Below are 22,392 nucleotides of genomic sequence, written 5' to 3' on the forward strand. Positions count from 1 at the left end.
ACCCGCCCGCAATCCGACAATGCGGACATAGCGCGATTGACTCATCACCTTCCGCGACAGGTGTAAACTGGGTGCATGAGTCGCACAAACATTGACATCGACGACGAACTGGTCACATCGGTCATGCAGAAGTACGGTCTGCGCACCAAACGGGAAGCCGTGGACTTCGGACTGCGCCACGTGGCCGGGACGGGACGCCGCTACGAACTGATGGAAGAACTCGAAGGAAGCAACATCTGGGAGGGCGATCTGGACGAGATGCGCCGTTCAGGCTTCGAGGACGCATAGGCACATGGACAAGACCTACCTTCTCGACACCTCCGCCTGGCTCGAATACATCGGGGGCACGGGGTCGGAGACCCACCTGTTCGTCAAGGAGCTGCGCGACACCCGACAGGAGGTGGCGACCACCGACCCCGTCATGTGCGAGCTCCTCTCCGGTGCCAGGTCCGAGAACGCGTTCTTCCGACTGGACGCGATGCTCCAGGCACAGAGCCGGCTGACGGTCGAGCCCACGTTCGACTTCCGCGAAGCCGCGATCATCTACAGAACGGCCCGGTCCAAGGGCAAGACGATCAGAAAGCACATGGACTGCCTCATCGCCGCCGTCGCGCTGCGCACGGACGCGGTCCTCGTCCACTGCGACCGGGACTTCGACCACCTGGCCGAGGTCTTCCCCCGTCTGCGGGTCCAGCGGCACAACCAGGCCTAGGAGCCTTCACGGGGGCGGACACGCCGCCCCCGCGCGACGGTGTCAGGCCACGTTGCGCTCGAAGACCAGGCGCAGCCCCGCCAGCGTCAGCCACGGGTCGTGCACGTCCACGGTCTCGCACTCCCCCACCACCACCGGGGCCAGGCCGCCGGTGGCGACCACGGTGACGTCGTCCGGGGCGTCGGTGAGCTCGGTGACCATGCGGTCCACGATCCCGTCCACCTGCCCCGCGAACCCGAACACGATCCCCGAGCGCAGGGCCTCGGTGGTGTTCTTGGCGATCGCCGCGCGCGGCTTGACGATCTCCACCATGTGCAGTTGCGCGCCGCGCCGGGAGAGGGCGTCCACCGAGATGTCGATCCCCGGAGCGATCGCTCCCCCGACGTACTCCCCCTTCACGCTGACCGCGTCGAACGTGGTCGCGGTGCCGAAGTCGACCACGACGGCCGGCCCGCCGTAGAGGTGCTTGGCGGCCAGCGCGTTGATGATCCGGTCGCTGCCCACCTCCTTGGGGTTGTCCATCCTGATCGGTACCCCGGTCCGGACCCCCGGTTCGACGATCACGGCGGGCACGTCCCCGAAGTGGCGCCGGAACATGTCGCGCATCTCGTGCTGCACCGACGGCACCGAGCAGCACATCGAGAGGCCGTCGACGTCCCCCTGACCGCCCATCGCGCTGCCGTCGATGAGTCCGCGCAACACCACCGCCCACTCGTCGGCGGTGCGGCGCCGGTCGGTACCCACCCGCCACTGTTCGACGAGGTCATCGCCTTGGAAGAGACCGAACACCGTCTCGGAGTTGCCGACGTCGATCGCGAGCAGCATGCTGGGGACCCTCATCCATGGTCGGAACGCTTATCTCAGGGCATCTTGCACCAACAGGGACAGTCACGACAGGTCGAGAGCGATATCCAATGCCGGACTGGAATGTGTGAGGGCTCCCACGGCCAGATAGTTCACACCCGTCTCGGCCACCTCCCGCGCAACGTCGAGCGTCAGCCCGCCGGAGGACTCCAGCCGGGCGCGGCCGTCGACCAGGGCGACGGCCTCCCGCAGCCGCTCCACGGTGAAGTTGTCCAGGAGGATCTCCCCGGCCCCGGCGCCGATGGCGTCCTCGATCTGGTCGATCCGGTCCACCTCGACCTCCAGCGGCAGCTCGGGGAAGCGCTCACGGACGGCGCGCACCGCGGCGCCGACGCCGCCGGCGGCGACCACGTGGTTGTCCTTGACCAGCCCCGCGTCGCTGAGACCGTAGCGGTGGTTGGCACCGCCCCCGCAGCGGACGGCGTACTTCTCCAGGGCGCGCAGTCCGGGTGTGGTCTTGCGGCTGTCCCTGATCCGGGCCCCGGTCCCCTCCACCTCGTCCACCCACGCACGGGTGGCGGTGGCTATGCCGGACATGTGGGTGAGCAGGTTGAGCGCGGTCCGCTCCGCGGTGAGCAGGTCCCGGGTCCTGGCGGTGACGGACATGAGCACGTCCCCGCGCGCGACCGCGTCGCCGTCGACGGCCCTGCGGGTGACCTCCAGGGCACCGGAGCAGACGAGCCAGAAGGCGAGTTCGGCGAGGGGCAGACCGCTCACGGTGCCGTCCGCGCGGGCCACGACGTGGGCCGTGCGCACCTGGTCCTCGGGGATGGTGGCCACGGTGGTGACGTCGATGCGCGGCCCCGCGGTGAGGTCCTCGGACAGGGCGCGCCGGACCAGGTCCACGTGGGACCGGTGCGGCGCGGTGCAGGAAAGGGTGAACTCGGCGCGCGCGTCCGGCTCGGCCCCGCCCGTCGCCAGGGGGAACGTGATCGCGTCCAGTTCGGCGACGAGTGCGGTCGGCAGGGACGGGGTCCAGTCCTCGTCGGTGGTCACGGGCGTGTTCCCTTCCAGGCGCAGGACACTCCTCCGCACGCGCAGCGCGGGGACGGGCCCGGGGCGGTCGGCACGCTGGTGCGAACCCCGGCTCTCGGTACGGTGCAGTGCCGCGGCGGCCACGAGCCGCGCCACGGTGAGCAGGTTGGTCGCCTCCCACGAGGCGGTGTCGGGGGCCGCGCCCCCGCCCGCCCGGGCCAGGGCGTCGAGGTCGGCGGTCAGCTCGGCCAGCCCCTCACCGGTGCGCAGCACCCCGGCGTGCCGGGACATGAGGGCGCGCATCCGGGAGGTCCCCTCGGGGGCTGCCAGGGGCAGGGCCGTGCCGGTGGCGAGCCCCTCGGCCGGGACTGGCCGCCGCCGCTCCGCGAGACGGGCCGCGATCCGGTCGGCGTACACCAGCCCCTCCAGGAGGGAGTTGGAGGCCAACCGGTTGGCCCCGTGCACACCGGTGCGCGCCACCTCGCCGACGGCCCAGAGGCCGGGGACCCCGGTGGCCCCGTCGATGTCGACCTCGACCCCGCCCGAGGCGTAGTGCGCCGCGGGTGAGACCGGGACCGGCTCGGTGACCGGGTCGACGCCGTGCGCGCGGCAGGAGGCCAGGATGGTGGGGAAGCGCCGCTCCCACCGGGCCCGGCCGAAGTGGCGCGCGTCCAGGCGGACGTGGTCGGTCCCGGTCGCGGCCATGGTGCGGGCGATGGCCGTGGCGACCACGTCCCGGGGGGCGAGGTCGGCCAGGTCGTGGACGCCCTTCATGATCCGGTTGCCGTCGCCGTCCACCAGGTAGGCGCCCTCGCCGCGCACGGCCTCGGAGACCAGGGGCTGCCGCCCCCGGGCGTCGGGACCCAACCAGAGGACGGTGGGGTGGAACTGGATGAACTCCAGGTCACGCAGGCGAGCCCCGGCGCGGGCGGCGAGGGCGAGGCCGTCTCCGGTGGAGACCGGCGGGTTGGTGGTGGCGGCGAAGACCTGTCCCAGCCCGCCGGTGGCCAGGACGACGGCGGGCGCCAGGACCGCGCCGACACCGTCGCGCGTCCCCTCGCCCATGACGTGGAGGGTGGCACCGCACACGGCGCCGGTGCCGGGGGCACGCAGGGCGTCGAGGGCGAGGGCGTGTTCGATCACCTCGATCCGCTCCTCGGCCAGGACGGCCGCCTGGAGGGCCCGCTGGATCTCGGCACCGGTGGCGTCCCCTCCGGCGTGGGCGATCCGGTCGGCACGGTGGCCCCCCTCGCGGGTGAGGGCCAGTTCGCCCCGGTCCGTGCGGTCGAAGTCGGCTCCCAGGCCGATGAGCCAGCGCAGCGCGCCGGGGCCCTCGTTGGCCAGGACGTGCACGGCGTTGGGGTCGCACAGCCCGGCCCCCGCGATGTGGGTGTCCACCATGTGTGCCACAGGGCCGTCCCCGGGGGCCATAGCGGCGGCGATACCGCCCTGGGCGTAGAAGGTGGAGCCAGTGGAGAGGCGGTCCTTGGTGACGAGGACGACGCGTCCGCGCTCAGTGCGCTGGACGTAGCGCAGGGCGGTGCTCAGGCCGGCCACGCCCGAACCGATGACGGCGACGTCGGCGCCGACGGTCCACGAGGGCTCGGGTGCGTGCATCCGGGTCTGTTCGGGTGTGCTCAACTGCTGTCCCCTTCAGGAGTGCCGCCAATGTCCGCGGCCGCCAGGCGCACGGTCACGTTGTCGATGAGCCGGGTGCTCCCCACACGGGCGGCGACTGCCAGGCAGGCCTGCCCCGTGTGGTCTGCACCGACCTCGTCGAAGGTGGCCGTGTCCACGAGCGCGAGGTAGTCGAGCGCGATCGGCGGGATGGCCCGCGCGGCCCCGTCGAGGACGGCGCGGGCGGCGGCGCGGACGGCGTCCGGCCCCCGGTCCGCGGCGGCGCGGCCGGCCGAGAGCGCCCGCGGCAGGGCGAGGGCGCTCTCCCGCTCCCGCGCGGAGAGGTAGGCGTTGCGGCTGGAGGCCGCCAGCCCGTCGGGGTCGCGCAGGAGGGGCGCGCCGACGATCCGTACCGGGAGGTTCAGGTCGGCCGTCATACGCCGGACGAGGGCGATCTGCTGGGCGTCCTTCTCCCCGAAGACGGCGAGGTCGGGGCGGACCAGGTGGAAGAGCTTGGCGACCACGGTGAGCACTCCGGTGAAGTGCCCCGGCCGGGAGGCGCCTTCGAGGCGCTCGCCCATGGTGCCCGCGTCGACGGTGATCATCTGTTCACGCGGGTACATGGTGGCGGTGTCGGGGGCGAAGACGACGTCCACCCCTTCCTCGGCGCACTGGCGGACGTCCCCTGGCAGGTCGCGCGGGTAGCGGTCGAGGTCCTCCCCCGGACCGAACTGGAGCGGGTTGACGAAGACGCTGACCACCACTGTGTCGGCCTCAGCGCGGGCCAGGCGCATGAGGCTGCGGTGGCCCTCGTGCAGGGCGCCCATGGTGGGGACCAGTGCCAGGCGGCCGGCCCCGGCGAGCGCGGAGCGCAGTTCCCCTGGCGTGCGTGCGACACCGGGCCCGCTCGTGGCGGGTGTCCTGGTCGTGGTCATCTCGTTCTCTCCCGTGAGGGCCTTGCCGGTACTCCCTCGGGTCCGCGGTGCGGTACCCGTGTCGTCCGGTCCTTCGGATCCGTGCGGGTGCTCAGCGCCGGAGGACGTCGAGCAGCCGCGCGGCGTCCTCGGGTTTGAGCATCCCGGCGTTGAGGGCGCGGTCCGCGGTGAGCCGGGCCAGTTCGACATAGCTGGCGACGCTCTCCGGGGCGTTCTCGCGCAGTTGCTCGATGTGCCCGGCGACGGTTCCGGCGTCGCCGCGCAGGACCGGCCCGCTCAGGCCGTGGATGCCCAGGCGCAGCGCGTTGTCGAGGGCGGCGCTGAGCATGGGGGCGAGCATCCGACCCGGTTCGGGCACCCCGGCGGCGGAGAGCAGGGAGGCGCTCTCGGAGACGAGGGTGACCAGGTGGTTGGCGCCTCCGGCCAGGGCCGCGTGGTAGAGGGTGCGCTTGTCCTCGGTGATCCACACGGGCTCGGCCCCCATCTCCACGACGAGGGCTTCGGCGATGGGGCGCAGTTGGTCGGGGGCGGTGACGCCGAAGGCGCAGTTCGGGAGGCGTTCGATGTCCTCGTCGCGGCCGGTGAAGGTCATGGCCGGGTGCAGGGCCAGGGGCAGCGCTCCGACGAGCGTGGCGGGGGCGAGGATGCCGTGGCCGTGGGCGCCGCTGGCGTGGACGAGGAGGGTGCCGCGCAGGTGGGTGCCGGTGGCTGCGAGGCCCTCGACGAGGTCGGGCAGCGCGTCGTCGGGGACGGTCAGGAGGACGAGGTCGCTGGCGGCCACGACCTGGGGGGCTTCGAGGACACGCGCGGTCGGCAGGCGGGAGGCGGCGTTGGCCCTGGAGGAGTCGGAGACCGCGGTGGTGGCGACGACCTCGTGCCCGGCGCGGCCCAGTGCCTGGGCGAGGACGGAGCCGACCCGGCCGGGACCGATGACACCGACCCGAAGCCGCGCCGGTCGGCCCTGCGTCGTCTCCATGCGCCGTGCCCCTCCGTGCTCTCACCCGCGTCGGCGCCCCGCGGTCTTCCGTGGCGCCTGAGCACACGATAGCCGTCCCGGTGCGACGGACCGCAGGTCGGCCCCGCGTCGTCTCCATGCGCCGTGCCCCTCCGTGCTCTCACCCGCGTCGGCGGTCCGGGGCGCTTGCCCACCCGGGCACCCCGGGCGTGTACGCCGGGGCACGGGGGCCGGGGTTCCGGTCTCGGTTTCGGGGGCACTTACGGACACAGGAAAGGGTGCCGCTCCGCTGGTCGCGGAACGGCACCCTCCAGGCTTGGTGCTACGGACCCGTTCGGGGCGAATCGGCCGGGACGCCTCCCCGCCGGACACCCTCTCCCCGGGCGGGCCCGCGGTGCCCCGGCTCCTTACTCGAAGACCTTGGCACCGGAGTCGACGCAGCTACCGCCGGCCACACCGAGGATGGCGATGCCGTTGCCGCAGACGTTGACCGGAATGTTCACGTCGGCCACGAGCTGGTTGCCACCGAGGATGGAACCGTTGCCAGACGTGAGGATGTTGTCGTCGGCCATGGCCGGGGAACCCGTGAGCAGGGCACCGGCGGCAGCGGCAACGACGGCACCGGTGGCGAAGGCCTTCTTCAGCATGAATGTCTCCCGTCACCGGCTGGCGGGGGCGCCAACCGGATCAAATCGTTGACGATGTGTATGTCAGTGAACACTCGCCGTGTTCGGAGACCATTTAGCCATACTCGGCGGCCCCGCGCAGACCGGAATCGCAGAATTGTCGCGGACATGACCAGGAAATATCTCCAAGAGTCATCGGACATATCCGTTATGCAACGGACAACGGGGAGAGACCCCCGGCCCTCATGTGACCAAGGCCACAACCGTCACTCGGGTGTGTCCCCGCCCCACCCCCGGGGGCCCAGCGTCGACCGCGTCTCCCACCGCTCCGTCCCCGCCTCGGGTACCCGCGCCCTCCTACCGAAGTCCACCAGGGAATCCAGCAGAGCGCGACCCTCACGCGCCGTCCGGCCGCGCGTCCGCGCCCGCACCGGCCCCGGAGGCGTGTCCACCTCGAAAGAGACCCGGCCCGTGAGCGGCGACAGCGGCCCCGCCACTAGGCGCAGGGACTGCACACGCTCCACCGGAACGATCTCCGTCACCTTGCAGAACAGGCCGTGCGCGCCGACGAACAGTCGCGCGTCGACACCTGCCGACCGCGGCGCCCAGCGCCGGTCGGAGTCCAGCGGTACCAGGGCCGGTTCAGCGTCGGGGAAGAGTTCGCCCACCAGGGCGAAGGCCTTGTGCCGCGGAGCCACCGGCAGCAGGGCGGCCGAGTCCCCCTGGCGGGCACCCGCGTACCCCGCCACGTTGGCCTCGACCCGCGCCACCCCCAGGACACGCCACAGCAGCGGCTCCACGACCCGGACCGCCTGCACGCGCCCCGGAGGCACCGTCTGCATGCGCCGCTGGAACATGCCGTACCGCAGCCGCAGCCCGTCGGAGGAGAGCGAGGCGTAGTAGTCCGTATAGCGGACCAGAGGGCCCCAGTAGTAGCGGATCAGCCCCAGGACCAGCGGCACGATCGCACCCGCCACCCCGGGTTCGAAGAAGACGACACCCGCCGTGGCCAGCATGAACAGCGCGACCAGAGCGAGCAGGACCGGTACCCGGAAGGTCAGCGCCCCCAGCAGGAGCAGGAACGGCAACCGGTAGAACGGCCACTCGGGGGCCTCCGGCGCACGTCCGGGAAGCCCGGCCGCGTACGCGAGCGCCGCGGCCCTGAACCGCTCCGCGAACCGGCGGTTCAGGAACCTCAGGCGGATCGCGGTCCCGTCGCCGCCCGCCAGTTCGATCCGCAGATCGGCCAGACCGAACACCTGCATCAGCAGCGGCTGGACCACGTCGACGGCCTGGAGCCGACTCAGCGGCACCTCCCGCGACTCGCGCATCACCAGTCCAGTGTGGACCACCAGATGGTCCTCGCGCAGGCCGAAGGTGCCGTACCACCAGGCAGGCAGGGCGTAGGCGAACGTACCGGAGACGACCGCGATCACCAGCAGCAGGACCCACGACACCCCGAAAGTGAGCAGGATCGGACCGCCGAGCGCCACGAACACCAGGGTCACCACGGCCACCTGGGCCGGGACGATCGACCAGTGGGGCCGGAACACGCCCGCGGTGACGTCGTCCTCCGGGCGGGGGCGCCGCACGGGCTGCGAACGCGGACCCGCGTACGGCACCGCGACCGCCCCCGGCCCTGCGGGCACGGTACCCGGAGGCGGCGGCACGGGCGGGCGGCCCCACCCCGGCGGCTGCGGAGGCCGGTGCGGCGGCTGGAAGGGCCCCGGAGGCCGGATCGGTCCGTTCACTACAATCCCGTCGAGAAGCTCTCACTGCGTGCCGCGAGACGGTCGCGCAACCGGGCCGCCTCCTCCAGCCCGAGCCCGACCACACGAGTGTCGGCCGTGCTCGCGGCCGTGCGCACCCGGACGGTGGCCAGGCCCAGGGCCTGCTCCAGTAGGTCCGAGGTGACGTCCACCACCTGCATACGGCCGTAGGGGACCACCATCATCTGCCGGACGAGCACCCCGTAGGTGGTGTAGAACTCCTCGGGCGCCTCGGCGTACCCCCACGACCGCTGGAAGCGCCCGGCGAGGAACCATCCGCACACGAGCGCCGACAGCGCCGCGGCACCCGACACGGAAGCCCACACCGGACCGGTCCAGGCGTAGGCCAGAACTGCGACGACGCCGCCCCCGACCAGGCACAGCGCGGCCAGGACCAGCCTGCGGTACACGGCCAGGGCGGGGGACACCCGCTGCCACTCGACGCCCTCCGGCGGGCCGAACGCCGCGGCGAGCGGTCGGGGTCCGGGGCTGTCCGGAGGCGGTGTAGGGCTGCTGGTCTCCACGGACCCAGTCAACCATTGTCGGGCGGGGGTCGGCCGGACCGGCCCGCCCGTCACCCTCCACCACCCTCAACCGAGAGCCTGCGGCTCCGCCAAACTCCCCGTCACCCTCCACCACCCTCAACCGAGAGCCTGCGGCGCAGCCCGTGGGGACCGGTCCGGGGTTCAGACCGCGCCCGGCGGGTCCTCCCCGCGGCCGTCATCGGGCACCCGGCACGCGAACTCCAGCCAGAGCGCCGCGCCGAGCAGCAGGGCGGCGGAGACCGACGTCCCCAGGGCCGTCAGGAACACCTCACGGTGGCCGGGAAGCTCCAGCATCGGGGAGACCTCCAGCGCCATGCCCAGGAAGAAGCCCGCCGCCAGCGCCGAGAACAGGGCACTGGCCTTGGCCAGCGCGACCAGGCGCGCCGCGCTGATCGGGGGCACCGGTTCGGTCCCGGGCTCCCTTCGAATGCGCCTGCGGGTACGCCTGGCCGTGAACGCCTCCGCCAGCGCCAACAGCGTCAGCGTGGGGATGGCCGTCCACGGCAGCGGCGGCAGCGCCCTGAGGGCGTCGGTGACGAGCCAGCCCAGTACCGCTCCGCAGACAGCCAGCGCCAGGGGGAGCCGCCACCCGGTCGGGCGGAGCCGCCCCTCGTCCTCCTCCGGCATCAGTGTCCCGTCCCCTCCGGAAGCCGCAGTTCCAGGTCGTCGCGGAGGTGCAGTTCCTGTTCCCCCGAAGTGTCCGCCGACAGTACGGCGGAGAGCAGATCGGCGACCGGACCCCGGCCGGGCAGCACCGCGGCGGGGTCGGCGTCCAGCCACGGCCTCAGCACGAACGCCCGAAGGTGGGCACGCGGGTGCGGGAGGGTGAGTTCCGGGGCGTCGTCCCGCTCGTCCCCGAACGCGATGACGTCCACGTCGAGGGTACGCGGCCCCCACCGGACCCCGCGGACCCGTTCCAAGGCCCGTTCGGCGGCCTGCGCGCGCCGCAGCAGCGCCCGTGCGCCGCCGACGGCGTCCACAACCAGCACCGCGTTGAGGAACGCCCCCTGCTCTGGCCCGCCCACGGGGGCCGTCTCGTAGACCGGGGACACGGCGACCGGAACCGGCGCTCCACCGCCCTCCAGCAGCACGTCCACGGCGCCCTGGAGGGCGGCCTGGCGGTCCCCCAGGTTGGAGCCCAGGGACAGGACTGCGCGGACGGCCGTCACGGCCGCTCCCCCCGCAGCACGGTCACCGACACGTCCGCGAACTCGTGGGGGATGGGGGCCGAGGGCTTGTGCACCGTCAGCTCCACCCCCTCAACCAGCGGGTGGGCCGTGCACACGGCCGCCAGCCGCTCGGCAAGGGTCTCGATGAGGTGCACCGGCTCCCCCTCCACGACCGCCACGAGGTCCTCGGCCAGCTCACCGTAGTGGACGGTGTCGCCGACGTCGTCGCTGGCCGCGGCAGGCGCGGTGTCCACGCGCAGCACCGCGTCGACCACGAAGTCCTGCCCCTCCCGGCGCTCGAAGCCGAACACCCCGTGGTGGCCGCGGGCCCGCAGGCCCCGGAGCGCGATGCGGTCGGGCATCAGTCCCCGTCCTCACCCTCGTCGTCCATGAGCACCGGCGAGGCGTGGTGCGACCACAGCCGCCACCCCTCTCCGGTGTCGACGAAGAGGTTGGTGGTGACCACCTTCCCGCCGGCGACGAACCCGGTGCTGTCGTCCTCCGCCGTCAGGACGTTCTCCTCACACGTCACCATGGCGATGTCGCCGCCGACCCCGATGTGGGTCTCGGTCAGCACGTACTGGATGTAGGTGACGTTGGCCATGACCAGCGACCAGGCCCGCATGATCTCGGCACGCCCCCGCAACAGGGGCCAGCCGGGGTTCACGCACACCAGGTCGGGGGCCTCGTGCTCGTCGGCCCACACGCTCTGCATCAGGTCGATGTCGCCGTTCTCGATGGCGCTGTAGAACTGCGCGTTCGCCTCGGCGACGCGCTCCATGACCTCCTGGCGGGACTTCACGGGCGACCCCGGTCCAGCGGCTCGGCTCGTCCCGCCGCGTCGAGGCCCCGCCCCCCGGCGGACCAGGCGGCGGCCACGCGCACCGCGTCGGCATTGGGGCGCACGTCGTGGACGCGCACGGCCCAGGCGCCCTGGTGGGCGGCCAGGGTGGTGACGGCGGCGGTCGCGGCGTCGCACTCGGTGAAGGGCCTGTCCCCTTCGGCGCCGCCGAGCAGTCGGCTCAGGAAACGCTTGCGGGACCCCGCCACGAGCACCGGGCGGCCCAGTCCGTGGAACCGGGCGAGCTCCTGGAGCAGCGCCCAGTTGTGCCCCTGTTCGGGGACCTTCGAGAATCCCAGCCCCGGGTCCAGGACGATCTGGCCCGGGTCGACACCTGCACTGATCATGGCCTCCATACGGTCGCGGAGCTCATCGAGGACCTCCTGGACGACATCCGTGTACACGGCACGGCTCTGCATGTCATGACTATGCCCACGCCAGTGCATCAACACGTAGGCGACACCGGAAGAGGCCACGAGTCGGGCCATCGCCGGGTCGGCGAGTCCGCCGCTGACGTCGTTGACCAGTACCGCCCCCGCGTCGACCGCGCGCTCGGCGACCTCGGCCCGCATGGTGTCCACGCTGACCGCGACGCCGTGCGCGGCGAGTTCGCGCACGACCGGTTCGACCCTGCGCAGTTCCTCCTCCGCAGAGACCCGCTGGGCCCCGGGCCTGGTCGACTCCCCGCCGACGTCGACGATGTCGGCGCCCTCGCGCACCAGGTCCAGCCCGTGCCGGACGGCACGCTCGGTATCGAACCAGGCGCCACCGTCCGAGAAGGAGTCCGGTGTGACGTTGACGACCCCCATGACCAGACACCGCCCTCGGTCGGGCAGGCCCGGAACTGTCTGTTTCGGCCCCATACGGATCACCCTATGTCCCGGCCGCCCGGCCCCGGACACGCCGACGCCCCGGGGACCCGACGGGGTGCGGGAGCGGGCTCAGCGGCGGTCGAGGATCAGGCTCATCGCCTCGGCGCGCGTGCGGTCGCTGCTGCGGAAGATCCCGCGCACCGCGGAGGTCACCGTCTTGGCGCCGGGCTTGCGGACCCCGCGCATGGTCATGCACAGGTGCTCGGCCTCCACCACCACGATGACGCCGCGCGGCTGGAGGTGGTCCATGATGGCGTCGGACACCTGGCCGGTGAGGCGCTCCTGGACCTGCGGGCGGCGCGCGTACACGTCCACGAGCCGGGCGAGTTTGCTGAGTCCGGTGATCCGGCCGTCGGCACCGGGGATGTAGCCCACGTGCGCCACGCCGTAGAACGGGACCAGGTGGTGCTCACAGGTGGAGTACAGCTCGATGTCCTTGACCAGGACCATCTCCTCGTGCTCGGCCTCGAACACCGTGGTGAGCGCGTCGCCGGGCTTCTGTCCCAGGCCGGAGAACTGCTCCTCGTAGGCCCGGGCGACCCGCTCGGGGGTCTTGCGGAGCCCGTCCCGGTCCGGGTCCTCTCCGATGGCGATGAGGATCTCGCGCACGGCGCGCTCGATGCGCAGGCGGTCGATGGTCCTGGAAGGTCTTTCCTGCTCCGAGGTCTCGCTCAACCCTCATCACCCTCTCCGCGTGTGGACGCGGTCTCCGGCAGCCGTCCGTTGGCGTGCGCGGCCTCCTCAGCGGCCTCCGGGCCGTCGGCCTCGGCGAGCTCCTTCTTGGAGAGCACCGGGGGCCGCTCGGAGGGCCTGCGCTTGCCGTAGCCGGTGTAGGAGCCGCGCGAGGGCCGCTTGCGGACCGGGGCGAAGATCTCCAACACCTGGTCCTTGGTGAGCGTCTCCTTCTCCAGCAGGGCCACGACCAGGTCGTCGAGGACGTCCCGGTACTCGACGAGGACCTCGTAGGCCTCGTCGTGCGCGGACTCGATGAGGCGCCGCACCTCCTCGTCGATGACGGAGGCGATCTCCTCGGAGTACTCGCGGGCGTGTGCCATCTCGCGGCCCAGGAAGGGCTCGGTGCTGGCGGAGCCGAACTTGCGCGCGCCCAGGCGCTCGCTCATGCCGTACTCGGTGACCATGTTGCGGGCCAGACTGGTGGCCTTGTCGATGTCGTTGCCGGCACCCGTGGTGGGCTCGTGGAAGACCAGCTCCTCGGCGGCGCGTCCGCCGAGCATCATGGCGAGCTGGTCCATCATCTGCGACCGGGAGGTGAGGAACTTGTCCTCGGTGGGCACCGACATGGTGTAGCCGAGCGCACGGCCGCGCGGCAGGATCGTGATCTTGTGGACGGGGTCGGCGTTGGGCAGGGCGTGGCCCACCAGGGCGTGGCCGCCCTCGTGGTAGGCGATGACCTTCTTCTCCTCGTCGGACATCACCCGGGTCTTGCGCTCCGGGCCGGCCATGACCCGCTCGATCGCCTCCTCCAGGGTGGCGTGGGTGATGACCTTGTCGTCTGCGCGGGCCGACAGCAGCGCGCCCTCGTTGATGACGTTGGCCAGGTCGGCGCCGGTCATCCCGGCGGTCTGGCGGGCGATGACGTTGAAGTCGACGTCCTCGGCCATCGGCTTGCCCTTGGCGTGGACCTTGAGGATGTCGCGGCGGCCGTCCATGTCGGGGCGGTCGACGACGACCTGGCGGTCGAAGCGGCCCGGGCGCAGCAGCGCGGGGTCGAGGATGTCGGGGCGGTTGGTGGCGGCGATGAGGATCACGCCGCCCTTGACGTCGAAGCCGTCCATCTCGACCAGCATCTGGTTGAGGGTCTGCTCTCGCTCGTCGTGGCCGCCGCCCATGCCGGCGCCGCGGTGGCGCCCCACCGCGTCGATCTCGTCGATGAAGATGATCGCGGGGGCGTTCGCCTTGGCCTGTTCGAAGAGGTCGCGCACCCGGGAGGCGCCCACGCCGACGAACATCTCGACGAAGTCGGAGCCGGAGATGGAGTAGAACGGCACCCCGGCCTCACCCGCGACGGCGCGCGCCAGCAGGGTCTTACCGGTCCCGGGCGGGCCCATGAGCAGTACGCCCTTGGGGATCTTCGCGCCCATGGCCTGGAACTTGGCCGGGTTCTCCAGGAACTCCTTGATCTCGTGGAGCTCCTCGATCGCCTCGTCCGCTCCGGCGACGTCGGTGAAGGTGTTCTTCGGGGTGTCCTTGGTGATGAGCTTGGCCTTGGACTTGCCAAAGTTCATCACACGCGAGCCGCCACCCTGCATCTGGCTGAAGATGAACCAGAAGATGGCGATGATGAGGATGAGCGGCAGGAAGCTGAAGAGTGCGGAGGCCCACACGGGTGTGGTGGCGACCGAGACCTTGTAGGACTCCAGGTTGCCGTCCTCGGCGTCGGCCTGCTCCTGGAGCAGGTCGGCGAGCTGCATGCCCTGGTTCTCGACCCAGTAGGCCTCCAGGATGTCCCCGTCGGTCGTGGTCACCAGGATCCGCTGGTCGTTGTCGATGATCTCCGCGCTCTCGACCTCGTCCCGCTCGATGTGCTGGTACACGGTCGAGATGTCGGTCGGCTCGGGTTGCGGCCCCCCGCCGATGTCGAACACCCTGAAGCCGATGATGAGCATGAGGGTGACAGCCAGGATCCAGATCCACGGGCCTCGGAAAAAACGCTTCAGATTCATGTGAGCGGAACCCTGACGGGTCCGTCCCTCCTGACCAGGCCGCCCCGCCCCAGAGAACTTTCCGAAGCAGGACCAATCGGACACGTGCTCCCTGCGATCACGCCGGGATAATCGACGGTACACCTCGCCCCCCGGAGCGGGCACACCGCTCGGGTCCCTACCACCGGCGGGCCGTCATGAGAACGAACGACCGGAGACCGGGCCGTTGTTCCCGGATCCCCGTGCCCGGCAGGGCACACGTCCGCCGGGGGACGGCCCCGCGGGCTCAGTCCTTGTAGACGTGCGGGGCGAGGGTGCCGATGAACGGCAGGTTCCGGTACTTCTCCGCGTAGTCCAGCCCGTAGCCGATGATGAACTCGTTGGGCAGGTCGAACCCGATGTACCTGACGTCGAGGTCGACCTCGAAGGCCAGCGGTTTGCGGACCATCGTGCAGATCTCCACCGAACGGGGGCCGCGGGACTTGAGGTTGCCCACCAGCCACGACAGCGTGAGGCCGGAGTCGATGACGTCCTCGACGATCAGGACGTCGCGGTCCTTGATGTCGGTCTCCAGGTCCTTGAGGATGCGCACCACCCCCGACGAGGTGGTCCCGGCACCGTAGGAGGAGACCGCCATCCAGTCCATGGAGACCGGTCTGTGCAGGACCCGCGCCAGGTCGGCCATCACCATGACCGCCCCCTTGAGCACACCGACGATGAGCAGGTCCCTGCCCTCGTAGTCGGCGTCGATACGCTCCCCCAGCTCCGCGAGGCGCGTCTTGATCTCTTCCTCGGTGACCAGGATCTTCTCAAGATCGCTGCCCATGTCGTTAGCGTCCACGCTCACTGTCCTCGCTGCTGGGTTCCCCGTGTGCGGCACCCAGGATAGACGTGCCGGACACGGCCGCGAACAGCGAGGAAACCCGCTCGGGTCACCGCTCGAAGCGCACACGCTTGCCGGCACGGCGGGCCCGCACCCCGCCCGGGAGATCGATGTGGGACTGGCCACGCCACTCGGTGACCAGCCGTTCGACCTCGCGTACGTGCCGGGCGGTGAGGGCGCTGGGCGGGCAGCCCGCCTCCAGTGCGGCGCGGCGCAGGACCCGGGTGCGCAGGGAGGCGGGGGCCTCGTCGAGCGGCTCCGCCCGGAGCACCGGCCCTGCGCTCCGCGTTCCGTCCACGGGTGCCTCCGAAGCGTCCCCGGCATCGGCGTACAGGTCGGCGGCCAGCGCATCGAGTGTGTCGGCGTCCTGGCGGAGCAGGGCCGCCGTCCGGGCCAGGGCCCCGGCGATCCCCGGGCCGAGTGCGCGCTCCAGCGCGGGCAGCGCCTCGTGGCGTACCCGCGAACGGGCGTAGCGCGGGTCGGTGTTGTGGGGGTCCTCCCAGGCGTCCAGCCCCATGCGCTCACAGGCGGCGCGCACGGTGGCGCGCTCCAGTTCGAGGAAGGGGCGCAGGTAGCGCCCGGTCCGCGCGGCCATTCCGGACAGGGAACGGGCACCCGAACCGCGTGCGAGCCCGAGCAGGACGGTCTCGGCCTGGTCGTCGAGTGTGTGGCCGAGCAACACGACGCCGTGGTCGGCGGCGACGGCGTCGAGAGCCCCGTAGCGTGCTCGCCGGGCCGCCGCCTCGGGGCCGCCGTGCCCGGCGACCTCCACCCGGCGGACCGCGACGGGCGCCAGGCCCAGACCGCGCAGCACGCCCGCCACGGCCTTGGCCCGCTCCGCCGACCCCTCCTGGAGCCCGTGGTCCACGGTGACCGCCCCGGCCGCCAGGCCCAGACGCGGCGCTTCGAAGGCCACCGCCCCGGCCAGGGCCAGGGAGTCGGCACCGCCGCTGCACGCCACCAGCACGGTGGCGTCCTCGGGCAGGGTGCACAGCGCCCGCCGGACCGCCGAGCGCACCGCGGCCACCTCGGGGGGCGGTCCGCTCACTCGGTGATGGCGGCGGGGCGCACGACCCGCTCGATCCACGCGTTCGGGTCGCGGATCTCGGCCAGGGTGGGCAGCGTCTCCGGCGAGGTCCACACCTTGTTGAACGCGGGCATGCCGACCTGGGCGACCACCGCTGAGACGAACGCGGCGCCCTCCTCGTACTGGCGCATCTTCATGTCCATGCCCAGGAGCTGGCGCATGATCCGGTCCAGCGGGTTGGCCGCCTCGCGCCGTTTCCGGAAACGGGCGCGGATGCGCTCCACACTCGGCACGACGTCGGGTCCGACGGCGTCCATGACGAAGTCGCCGTGTCCCTCGGCCAGGCTCATGACCGCGGTGACGCGGTCCATGATCTCGCTCTGCTCGGGGCTCTGGAAGGCGGTCAGAAGATTGGAGTCGCCGCCGCGCACGGCGTCGGCGACGGCCTCGCCCGCGGCGCGCAGGCGGGCGATGAGGTCGGAGGCGTCCATCTCCGACGACAGCAGCAGTTCGCGCATCAGGTCCTGGACGTGGGCGCGCAGCCACGGCGTGGCCGTGAACTGCATGCGGTGGGTCTCCTCGTGCAGGCACACCCACAGGCGGAAGTCACGGGGGTCGACGTCCATCTCGCGTTCGGCGGCGACGATGTTGGGCGCCACCAGGGTGAGCCGCCCGGTGGGGGTCCTGCCGTCCGGGTCCGGGGGCAGGAAGAGTTCGTACTGCCCGAGGACCTTCCCGGCGAGGTAGGCCAGGACCGCGCCCAACTGCACACCGGTGATCCGGGAGCCGATGGCGGAGAGGTCGGCCACGGGGGCGTTGCCGAGGCGCTCGGAGGCCATCTGCTCCAGGACGGGTTCGATCACCGTCCGGAAGCCGTCGACGTTGGCCCGGATCCATCCTGGCCGGTCGACGACGACCGCCGGACCGGCCGGTTCGAGGGGGTTCATCCCGGTGAAGTCGCGCACGTGCCCGGCGGCCGCGCCGGAGAGGTCGCGCAACTGCGCCACGGCTTCCCGCGCGTCGCGCAGGTCCACCTGGGGTCCGGGCCGCACGAGGCGGACACCGGTGCTGACGGCTACGTCCCAGTCGATCACAGTCACACGGCCAGCCTACCCACGGGGCGCCGGAGGGCACGGGGATCGGCGGACGAATTCGGGGAAGGACCCGGGAGGTCCCCCATGCCGTCCCGGGGTCCTCAGGAGCAGCCGCAGCGGCTCAGCTCGGCGGCGAGGGTGTCCAGCCGGGGGCCGGAGGCGGAGGGCGTGTTGGCCATGAAGGCGAAGAGGAACGTGTTCCCCTCCTGGTCGCGGACGGTCCCGGCGAGGGTGCTCACCCCGTTCAGGGTGCCGGTCTTGCCGCGCACCAGGCCGGCGGCGTCGTGGGAGGTGGAGTACGCCGAGTAGCGGCCCGCCAGGGTTCCCGTGGAGTGCGCGGTGGGCAGGCCCGACACGGCCGCGCTCAGGTGCTCGTTCTCCGAGTCCGAGGCGGCCCGGAGCAGCTTCACCAGTGCCCGGGGGGAGATGAGGTTCTCGGTGCTGAGCCCGCTGTTGTCGGAGAGCCGGACACCGTTGACGCCCAGGTCCTCCATCACACGGTGGGTGGCCTCGGCTGCGCCGGTGAAGGAGGCCTCATGTCCGGTCCCCAGTGCGGCGATCCGGCCGAGCGCCTCGGCCATGTTGTTGTCGCTGGCCAGCAGCATGTGCTCCACGAGCGCGGACACCGGCGGGGACTCCTCGACGGCCACAGGTTCCCCGGTGGCCTCGGCTGGGGCGGGGGTGCCCTCGACGACCACCCCGGCCTCCTCCAACTGCTCCGCGAAGGCCCGGGCCGCGAACAGGGGCGGGTCCGGAACGCGTGAACCGTAGCCGCGCGCCTCGGGGGAGTAGCGGCCGGAGTCGATCATCAGCGCGTGGACGGTGGCGGTGCTGCCCTCGGTGACGTAGTTGGGCTTCCACCCCGGCGCCGTGTCGGGTCCGGTGAAGAGCGTGTCGTCGTAGCCGACGGACACCGTGTCCAGTCCGTGGTCGGCGAGGGCCCGCGCGGTGCGGTCCGCGAGCGACTCCAGCGTCGCTACCTGCGGGTAGGCTGCGGAATCAGCGGACACGGTCAGCGTCGCGTCACCCGCGCCGCGCAGCACCACGCGGCCGGGCCCGGCATCGAGGAACACCTCGGTCTCAAGCACGTGATCGGGGCCGACAGCGGTGAGGACCGTGACCGCCGTGGCGATCTTCGTCGTCGACGCCGGCGTGACCGGTGTGTCGGGAGCCAGTTCGAAGAGCGTCTCTCCGGTCGCGGAGTCGACCACGAAACCGGAGAGGCCCTCCGCGAGCCCGGAGGTGGACATGGGATCATCGAGGGCGTCCGCGACCCTGGCCGGATCGGCCGGGGCCGAAGCCGCGGGGACGGCCACCGCCGCACCCTCGGCGTTCGTGACCGGACTGGGCTCGGCCGGGGCCGGTCGCGCCTCGATCACATCGAGGGCGACCAGACCAGCCACCAGCACGAACACGTTGAGCAGGGCCAGAGCGCAGTAGGCCTCGCCTCGTATCCGTCGCACCCGGGGCACCTGCCCTTCCTTCGGTGTCGCGGTCAGACGTAGTAGTTATATGGCGACATTAGTCGCAATGGGAGCCGAGATCAGCATGGAATTCGACGTCACCATCGAGATCCCCAAAGGGGAGCGCAACAAGTACGAGGTGGACCACGAGACAGGTCGTATCCGTCTCGACCGCATGCTGTTCACCTCCACCACCTATCCCACGGACTACGGCTTCATCGAGGGCACCCTCGGCGAGGACGGCGACCCGCTCGACGCCCTCGTACTGCTCAAGGCCCCGACCTTCCCGGGCTGCCTGATCCGCTGCCGTGCCGTCGGCATGTTCCGGATGCGCGACGAGGCGGGCGGCGACGACAAGCTGCTGTGCGTCCCGGCGACGGACCCGCGCCAGGAGCACCTGCGTGACATTCACCACGTGAACGAGTTCGAGCGCCTGGAGATCGAGCACTTCTTCACGGTCTACAAGGACCTGGAGCCCGGCAAGTCCGTCGAGGGCGCCAACTGGGCCGGGCGCCACGAGGCGGAGCAGGAGATCATCGCCTCGATCAAGCGCGCCGAGGAGAAGGGCGGCCACGGCGACGCCTCCCACATCACCACCGGCGACTCCCAGTAGGGGTCGGCGCACCGCTCGACGACGGCCCGGAGGAACCCGGGCCGTCGTCGTGTCCGTACCTGCCGCGAGCGCCCGAGAGAACCGCGCCGCAGGCGTCCGCTGAGGGCGGCGGTGGGTGACGAGCGGGCTGTGGGAACACGAAGAGTCAGCGCACGGCGTCGACCGGCGGTTCCTGCGCCGTGCCCCAGCCGCCGCCCAGGAGGTAGTCCGCCACGAGGATCGCCAGGAGCAGGCACAGCAGGACCACGAGGACGGGCAGCAGGGTGACCAGTCCCCTGGCCAGCGGGCGGGCCGCCGCCGGGAGCGGGAAGCCGTCCCTGCCGAAGTGGTCGGCGCGGGCGCTCACGTGCGCCCGGTAGGCGTCGAGGCCGGGGCCGGCCATGCCGTCGAGCACCCTGGACCGCACGAACTCGACGTGCTCCGGCATCCGCCACTGCGGTCCTGGAGCGGCTCCCCGGACCGCGCGCCGAGCGCACTCGGCCTCGGCCAGCACGTGCAGCCACTCCCGCAGGCGGCAGGCGTCCGGCACGTGCCGGATGTGCGCACGGGCGACGATCAGCGTGTCCCTGAGCGCCACGTGCGCTGCATCCCGATCGCGCAGGGCCAGGATGCAGCTCCGGTACAGCTCCTCCCCGTAGGCGTCGAGCAGGTACGTGTAGGCGTCCTCGGCGGACGTACGGCTGGAGCGCAGGGCGCGGAGGAGGTCCCGGTCCGTCATAGACCTAGAATCTACGCCGCCGCCGGTGGCGCCCCCCGGCCTTTGCCGAAAGACCGGCCGCCCCGGAAGGTGCTCACCCGGCCCCGGGTTCCCCGCCTCCCGGCCCGGGCGCCCGCCGCGGCTCGGGCACGACGCCCGAGGTCCGGCCGCGCAGCCACATCAGTACGTACGTGAGCGTGGTGAGGCCCGCGATGAGCAGCCCCTCCCCCGGTCCGAGGAAGCCGAGCGCCATCACCCCGGCGGCCACGACGACGAGCGCGCGTACGAACACGCGCGCCCACAGCCCCGGGGTTCCCGGGGTCAACGAAGGCCTCTGGAGCTGGGCGCCATCGCGGCCTCTCCTGATCACTGCGGCTGGGGGACGGGGGACTTCCCGTGTCGGTACCGCTCCCACACCGTTCACGGTTCCCACATGTCACCACCCCGTGGCGCCGCTCGCAACAGAAGCCGGACGCGCTCGGAGTGGCGTGATCGACACGCCCGAATATCCATGATCGCTTGACGCCTCCCGTGCTCTGCTGGTCTCCTTGGGAGCATGCATCCGCACACGTCGTCCGCCACGGCTCGCACGGCCTTCGAGGCCTCTCGCCACCAGGCGTTCCCGACGTGTCCGTGTTGTCGCTGTCGCCACTGAGGCTTTCGCCCGCGCCCGGCGCGGTGCCCGCTCCTCCTGCGGAACCGGCCGTCTCCGCCTTCGCGCGTCGAGACGCCTGACCGCCACCGCCCCGCCCGAGCGGGGCCGTCGACGACAGTCGCGCGTCCGAGGCCCTCGGACGCGCACACGCGAAGGATCCTTCCACAATGCCGCACCAGGCCTCCACCTCCGTGCTTCCCACTGCCCCCGCCCGTACCGACCAGGTCTCCCTGGAAGGGATCGGTGACGTGGTCGACGCCGGGCGCCGCTCCGGCTACGCCCACCTGGCGCAGCGTCCTCTGCCCACCGTCGGCCGCCTGGTGGCCGCCGCCCGCGGTGCCGCCGAGGCGCTGGGCCGCCCCGCGCTGCGGCCGTCCCTGCGGGGACGCTGGCAGCCCGCGCCCCGCGCCGCACGACGCCACGCGGCCGGGCGGATCCGGGTGAGCGTGGTGGCGCTCGAACCGAACGGCTTCGTCCCCGAGCCGGAGGGGCGCCCCGGCCATGGGCCCGCGCTGGAGGTGCTGTTCCTGGTCGGCGGCCGGGCGCACCTGGTCGCCTCCGGGGCGGACGGGTCCATCCTGTCGGCGGCCGAACTCACCCAGGGCCGGGCGCGTGTCGTGGGGTCCGCGGCGCGGGGGCGCCAGCACCTGGTCAACACCGGCGACGAGGTCGCCGTGGTGGTCCGGGTGACCGCCTGACCGGTACTCACCCATCGCCGCCCCCGCCGGTCGCGGCGGCGCGCAGTTCGGCGTCCACCGCCTCGACGGAGCGCAGGAGCGCGGCCATACGCCGCCCTTCGTCGCGGTAGGCGTTCATCACCTGGTCAAGGGCGTGCGGTGGCAGGTGCTCGCGCAGGTCCACCCGGGCGGTGCGGTAACCCTCCCTGGCCGCCTCCAGCGCGGCGGACACGTACTGGTGGGCGAGCCGGGAGAGCGCGACCGGATGACGCCGCAGCACCCCGTGCAGTCGGTAGTCGGCCGGTACGTGGTCGAACAACCACACCAGCGCCGTCTGTTCGAAGGAGTCCGCCCCGGGTGGGTGCACACCCGCGGGCCAGTCCGGCCTCAGCGACTGATCGGGCATGCGTTCAGCATACCCGTCGTTCGAAAATAAGTTCGATACCCCTGGGGGATCAGTCCGCTGACTCCACCTCCTCGGCCTTCACCGTGCCCCCCGCGGAGCCGTCGGCCCCTTCGTCCTCCTCGGAATCCCCGGCCTTGGCCGCCTCCTGCTTCTCCAGCGCGACCCTGATCGCCTGCTCGGCGGCGTCGACCGCGGCCCGGGCGGTGATGGCGTTCGTGTGCGCCCGGTCCAGTTCCTCCAGGAGGATGCAGTCGAAGGCGACGCGCGCGTCGTGGATCGCTGCTTCCAACTGGCGTGATGCCTCTTCCAGACTCATGCCCCTTCTCTACCCCAC

General features: G+C 72.0%; 26 protein-coding genes. 4 read left to right on the plus strand and 22 right to left on the minus strand.

Features of this window, described 5'->3' with window-relative positions; all coding sequences use genetic code 11:
- Positions 1-75 precede the first annotated feature (75 nt).
- Positions 76-288, plus strand: a complete 213-nt coding sequence (locus tag ACFHWE_RS13195; RefSeq protein ID WP_416601582.1) for a type II toxin-antitoxin system VapB family antitoxin — start codon at positions 76-78, stop codon at positions 286-288.
- A gap of 4 nt (positions 289-292) precedes the next feature.
- Positions 293-712 carry a PIN domain nuclease gene (locus ACFHWE_RS13200; RefSeq protein ID WP_416601584.1) on the plus strand — a complete coding sequence of 140 codons (420 nt, stop codon included), beginning with the start codon at positions 293-295 and terminating at the stop codon, positions 710-712.
- A 42-nt stretch (positions 713-754) separates the two neighbouring features.
- On the opposite strand, the gene ACFHWE_RS13205 is transcribed toward ACFHWE_RS13200, so the two are convergent.
- From ACFHWE_RS13205 to dacB, 18 genes are all read right to left on the minus strand, one after another.
- Positions 755-1,537 carry a type III pantothenate kinase gene (locus ACFHWE_RS13205; protein WP_416601586.1) on the minus strand — a complete coding sequence of 261 codons (783 nt, stop codon included), beginning with the start codon at positions 1,535-1,537 and terminating at the stop codon, positions 755-757.
- Between the two features lie 63 nt (positions 1,538-1,600).
- Positions 1,601-4,192, minus strand: coding sequence for an L-aspartate oxidase (locus ACFHWE_RS13210; RefSeq protein ID WP_416601587.1), 2,592 nt, complete (start codon positions 4,190-4,192; stop codon positions 1,601-1,603).
- Positions 4,189-5,103, minus strand: coding sequence for a pantoate--beta-alanine ligase (panC, locus tag ACFHWE_RS13215; RefSeq protein WP_416601589.1), 915 nt, complete (start codon positions 5,101-5,103; stop codon positions 4,189-4,191). The genes ACFHWE_RS13210 and panC overlap by 4 nt, the downstream gene beginning before the upstream one ends.
- Positions 5,104-5,194: 91 nt before the next feature.
- A complete protein-coding gene (locus tag ACFHWE_RS13220; RefSeq protein ID WP_416601591.1) occupies positions 5,195-6,079 on the minus strand; it encodes a Rossmann-like and DUF2520 domain-containing protein in 885 nt (294 codons plus the stop codon).
- Positions 6,080-6,465: 386 nt separating this feature from the next.
- Positions 6,466-6,705, minus strand: coding sequence for a DUF320 domain-containing protein (locus tag ACFHWE_RS13225; RefSeq protein ID WP_416601593.1), 240 nt, complete (start codon positions 6,703-6,705; stop codon positions 6,466-6,468).
- 245 nt (positions 6,706-6,950) lie between these two features.
- Complete coding sequence (locus tag ACFHWE_RS13230) at positions 6,951-8,306, minus strand: PH domain-containing protein (RefSeq protein ID WP_416601595.1); 1,356 nt, start codon at positions 8,304-8,306, stop codon at positions 6,951-6,953.
- A 128-nt stretch (positions 8,307-8,434) separates the two neighbouring features.
- Positions 8,435-8,881: a PH domain-containing protein gene (locus tag ACFHWE_RS13235; RefSeq protein ID WP_416601634.1), complete on the minus strand. Its 447-nt coding sequence runs from the start codon at positions 8,879-8,881 to the stop codon at positions 8,435-8,437.
- 258 nt (positions 8,882-9,139) lie between these two features.
- A complete protein-coding gene (locus tag ACFHWE_RS13240; protein WP_416601596.1) occupies positions 9,140-9,625 on the minus strand; it encodes a DUF3180 domain-containing protein in 486 nt (161 codons plus the stop codon).
- Positions 9,625-10,167 (minus strand): 2-amino-4-hydroxy-6-hydroxymethyldihydropteridine diphosphokinase, encoded by a 543-nt coding sequence (gene folK / locus ACFHWE_RS13245; protein WP_416601597.1) that lies wholly within the window; start codon positions 10,165-10,167, stop codon positions 9,625-9,627. Before folK ends, ACFHWE_RS13240 begins: the two co-directional genes overlap by 1 nt.
- Positions 10,164-10,529, minus strand: coding sequence for a dihydroneopterin aldolase (folB, locus tag ACFHWE_RS13250; protein ID WP_416601599.1), 366 nt, complete (start codon positions 10,527-10,529; stop codon positions 10,164-10,166). Before folB ends, folK begins: the two co-directional genes overlap by 4 nt.
- Entirely contained in the window at positions 10,529-10,969 is a 441-nt protein-coding gene (locus tag ACFHWE_RS13255) for a nuclear transport factor 2 family protein (RefSeq protein ID WP_416601601.1), read from the minus strand. The genes folB and ACFHWE_RS13255 overlap by 1 nt, the downstream gene beginning before the upstream one ends.
- On the minus strand, positions 10,966-11,817 hold the full coding sequence (gene folP / locus ACFHWE_RS13260) for a dihydropteroate synthase (RefSeq protein WP_416601602.1): 852 nt from the start codon (positions 11,815-11,817) through the stop codon (positions 10,966-10,968). The genes ACFHWE_RS13255 and folP overlap by 4 nt, the downstream gene beginning before the upstream one ends.
- Positions 11,818-11,949: 132 nt before the next feature.
- Positions 11,950-12,555, minus strand: a complete 606-nt coding sequence (gene folE / locus ACFHWE_RS13265) for a GTP cyclohydrolase I FolE (RefSeq protein ID WP_416601603.1) — start codon at positions 12,553-12,555, stop codon at positions 11,950-11,952.
- Positions 12,552-14,564, minus strand: coding sequence for an ATP-dependent zinc metalloprotease FtsH (ftsH, locus tag ACFHWE_RS13270; protein ID WP_416601604.1), 2,013 nt, complete (start codon positions 14,562-14,564; stop codon positions 12,552-12,554). The genes folE and ftsH overlap by 4 nt, the downstream gene beginning before the upstream one ends.
- Positions 14,565-14,829: 265 nt before the next feature.
- Complete coding sequence (gene hpt / locus ACFHWE_RS13275) at positions 14,830-15,384, minus strand: hypoxanthine phosphoribosyltransferase (protein WP_028646650.1); 555 nt, start codon at positions 15,382-15,384, stop codon at positions 14,830-14,832.
- A 91-nt stretch (positions 15,385-15,475) separates the two neighbouring features.
- Positions 15,476-16,474 carry a tRNA lysidine(34) synthetase TilS gene (tilS, locus tag ACFHWE_RS13280; protein ID WP_416601607.1) on the minus strand — a complete coding sequence of 333 codons (999 nt, stop codon included), beginning with the start codon at positions 16,472-16,474 and terminating at the stop codon, positions 15,476-15,478.
- Positions 16,471-17,547 carry a zinc-dependent metalloprotease gene (locus tag ACFHWE_RS13285; protein ID WP_416601635.1) on the minus strand — a complete coding sequence of 359 codons (1,077 nt, stop codon included), beginning with the start codon at positions 17,545-17,547 and terminating at the stop codon, positions 16,471-16,473. The genes tilS and ACFHWE_RS13285 overlap by 4 nt, the downstream gene beginning before the upstream one ends.
- Positions 17,548-17,648: 101 nt before the next feature.
- Positions 17,649-19,019, minus strand: coding sequence for a D-alanyl-D-alanine carboxypeptidase/D-alanyl-D-alanine-endopeptidase (dacB, locus tag ACFHWE_RS13290; protein WP_416601608.1), 1,371 nt, complete (start codon positions 19,017-19,019; stop codon positions 17,649-17,651).
- Positions 19,020-19,095: 76 nt separating this feature from the next.
- Between dacB and ACFHWE_RS13295 the strand changes: the two genes are divergently transcribed.
- Positions 19,096-19,623, plus strand: a complete 528-nt coding sequence (locus tag ACFHWE_RS13295; protein ID WP_197024147.1) for an inorganic diphosphatase — start codon at positions 19,096-19,098, stop codon at positions 19,621-19,623.
- Between the two features lie 145 nt (positions 19,624-19,768).
- Here the strand turns inward: ACFHWE_RS13295 and ACFHWE_RS13300 are convergent, their stop codons facing one another.
- Together ACFHWE_RS13300 and ACFHWE_RS13305 are read right to left on the minus strand one after the other, a co-directional pair.
- Positions 19,769-20,341: a sigma-70 family RNA polymerase sigma factor gene (locus ACFHWE_RS13300; protein WP_416601610.1), complete on the minus strand. Its 573-nt coding sequence runs from the start codon at positions 20,339-20,341 to the stop codon at positions 19,769-19,771.
- A gap of 73 nt (positions 20,342-20,414) precedes the next feature.
- The gene (locus tag ACFHWE_RS13305) at positions 20,415-20,645 is read right to left on the minus strand and encodes a hypothetical protein (RefSeq protein WP_416601612.1); all 231 of its coding nucleotides are present in this window, start codon (positions 20,643-20,645) and stop codon (positions 20,415-20,417) included.
- 497 nt (positions 20,646-21,142) lie between these two features.
- Between ACFHWE_RS13305 and ACFHWE_RS13310 the strand changes: the two genes are divergently transcribed.
- Positions 21,143-21,673, plus strand: coding sequence for a hypothetical protein (locus ACFHWE_RS13310; protein ID WP_416601613.1), 531 nt, complete (start codon positions 21,143-21,145; stop codon positions 21,671-21,673).
- A gap of 7 nt (positions 21,674-21,680) precedes the next feature.
- Here ACFHWE_RS13310 and ACFHWE_RS13315 read toward each other — a convergent pair whose 3' ends face one another.
- Both ACFHWE_RS13315 and ACFHWE_RS13320 read right to left on the minus strand, forming a co-directional pair.
- Complete coding sequence (locus tag ACFHWE_RS13315; protein ID WP_416601615.1) at positions 21,681-22,058, minus strand: hypothetical protein; 378 nt, start codon at positions 22,056-22,058, stop codon at positions 21,681-21,683.
- A 49-nt stretch (positions 22,059-22,107) separates the two neighbouring features.
- Positions 22,108-22,374: a hypothetical protein gene (locus tag ACFHWE_RS13320; protein WP_416601616.1), complete on the minus strand. Its 267-nt coding sequence runs from the start codon at positions 22,372-22,374 to the stop codon at positions 22,108-22,110.
- Positions 22,375-22,392: the final 18 nt, after the last annotated feature.

It is taken from the genome of Nocardiopsis sp. LOL_012 (genome assembly GCF_048060475.1).
Lineage (GTDB): Bacteria > Actinomycetota > Actinomycetes > Streptosporangiales > Streptosporangiaceae > Nocardiopsis.

Excerpts from the sequence above, each read along its gene's own strand:
- ACFHWE_RS13310 (WP_416601613.1), top strand. The coding sequence starts at position 21,143 with ATGCCGCACCAGGCCTCCACCTCCGTGCTTCCCACTGCCCCCGCCCGT.
- folB (WP_416601599.1), bottom strand. The coding sequence starts at position 10,529 with ATGCCCGACCGCATCGCGCTCCGGGGCCTGCGGGCCCGCGGCCACCAC.
- ACFHWE_RS13295 (WP_197024147.1), top strand. The coding sequence starts at position 19,096 with ATGGAATTCGACGTCACCATCGAGATCCCCAAAGGGGAGCGCAACAAG.
- ftsH (WP_416601604.1), bottom strand. The coding sequence starts at position 14,564 with ATGAATCTGAAGCGTTTTTTCCGAGGCCCGTGGATCTGGATCCTGGCT.
- ACFHWE_RS13195 (WP_416601582.1), top strand. The coding sequence starts at position 76 with ATGAGTCGCACAAACATTGACATCGACGACGAACTGGTCACATCGGTC.
- ACFHWE_RS13240 (WP_416601596.1), bottom strand. The coding sequence starts at position 9,625 with ATGCCGGAGGAGGACGAGGGGCGGCTCCGCCCGACCGGGTGGCGGCTC.
- ACFHWE_RS13205 (WP_416601586.1), bottom strand. The coding sequence starts at position 1,537 with ATGCTGCTCGCGATCGACGTCGGCAACTCCGAGACGGTGTTCGGTCTC.
- ACFHWE_RS13200 (WP_416601584.1), top strand. The coding sequence starts at position 293 with ATGGACAAGACCTACCTTCTCGACACCTCCGCCTGGCTCGAATACATC.
- ACFHWE_RS13320 (WP_416601616.1), bottom strand. The coding sequence starts at position 22,374 with ATGAGTCTGGAAGAGGCATCACGCCAGTTGGAAGCAGCGATCCACGAC.
- ACFHWE_RS13315 (WP_416601615.1), bottom strand. The coding sequence starts at position 22,058 with ATGCCCGATCAGTCGCTGAGGCCGGACTGGCCCGCGGGTGTGCACCCA.
- ACFHWE_RS13300 (WP_416601610.1), bottom strand. The coding sequence starts at position 20,341 with ATGACGGACCGGGACCTCCTCCGCGCCCTGCGCTCCAGCCGTACGTCC.
- folP (WP_416601602.1), bottom strand. The coding sequence starts at position 11,817 with ATGGGGGTCGTCAACGTCACACCGGACTCCTTCTCGGACGGTGGCGCC.
- ACFHWE_RS13220 (WP_416601591.1), bottom strand. The coding sequence starts at position 6,079 with ATGGAGACGACGCAGGGCCGACCGGCGCGGCTTCGGGTCGGTGTCATC.
- panC (WP_416601589.1), bottom strand. The coding sequence starts at position 5,103 with ATGACCACGACCAGGACACCCGCCACGAGCGGGCCCGGTGTCGCACGC.
- ACFHWE_RS13225 (WP_416601593.1), bottom strand. The coding sequence starts at position 6,705 with ATGCTGAAGAAGGCCTTCGCCACCGGTGCCGTCGTTGCCGCTGCCGCC.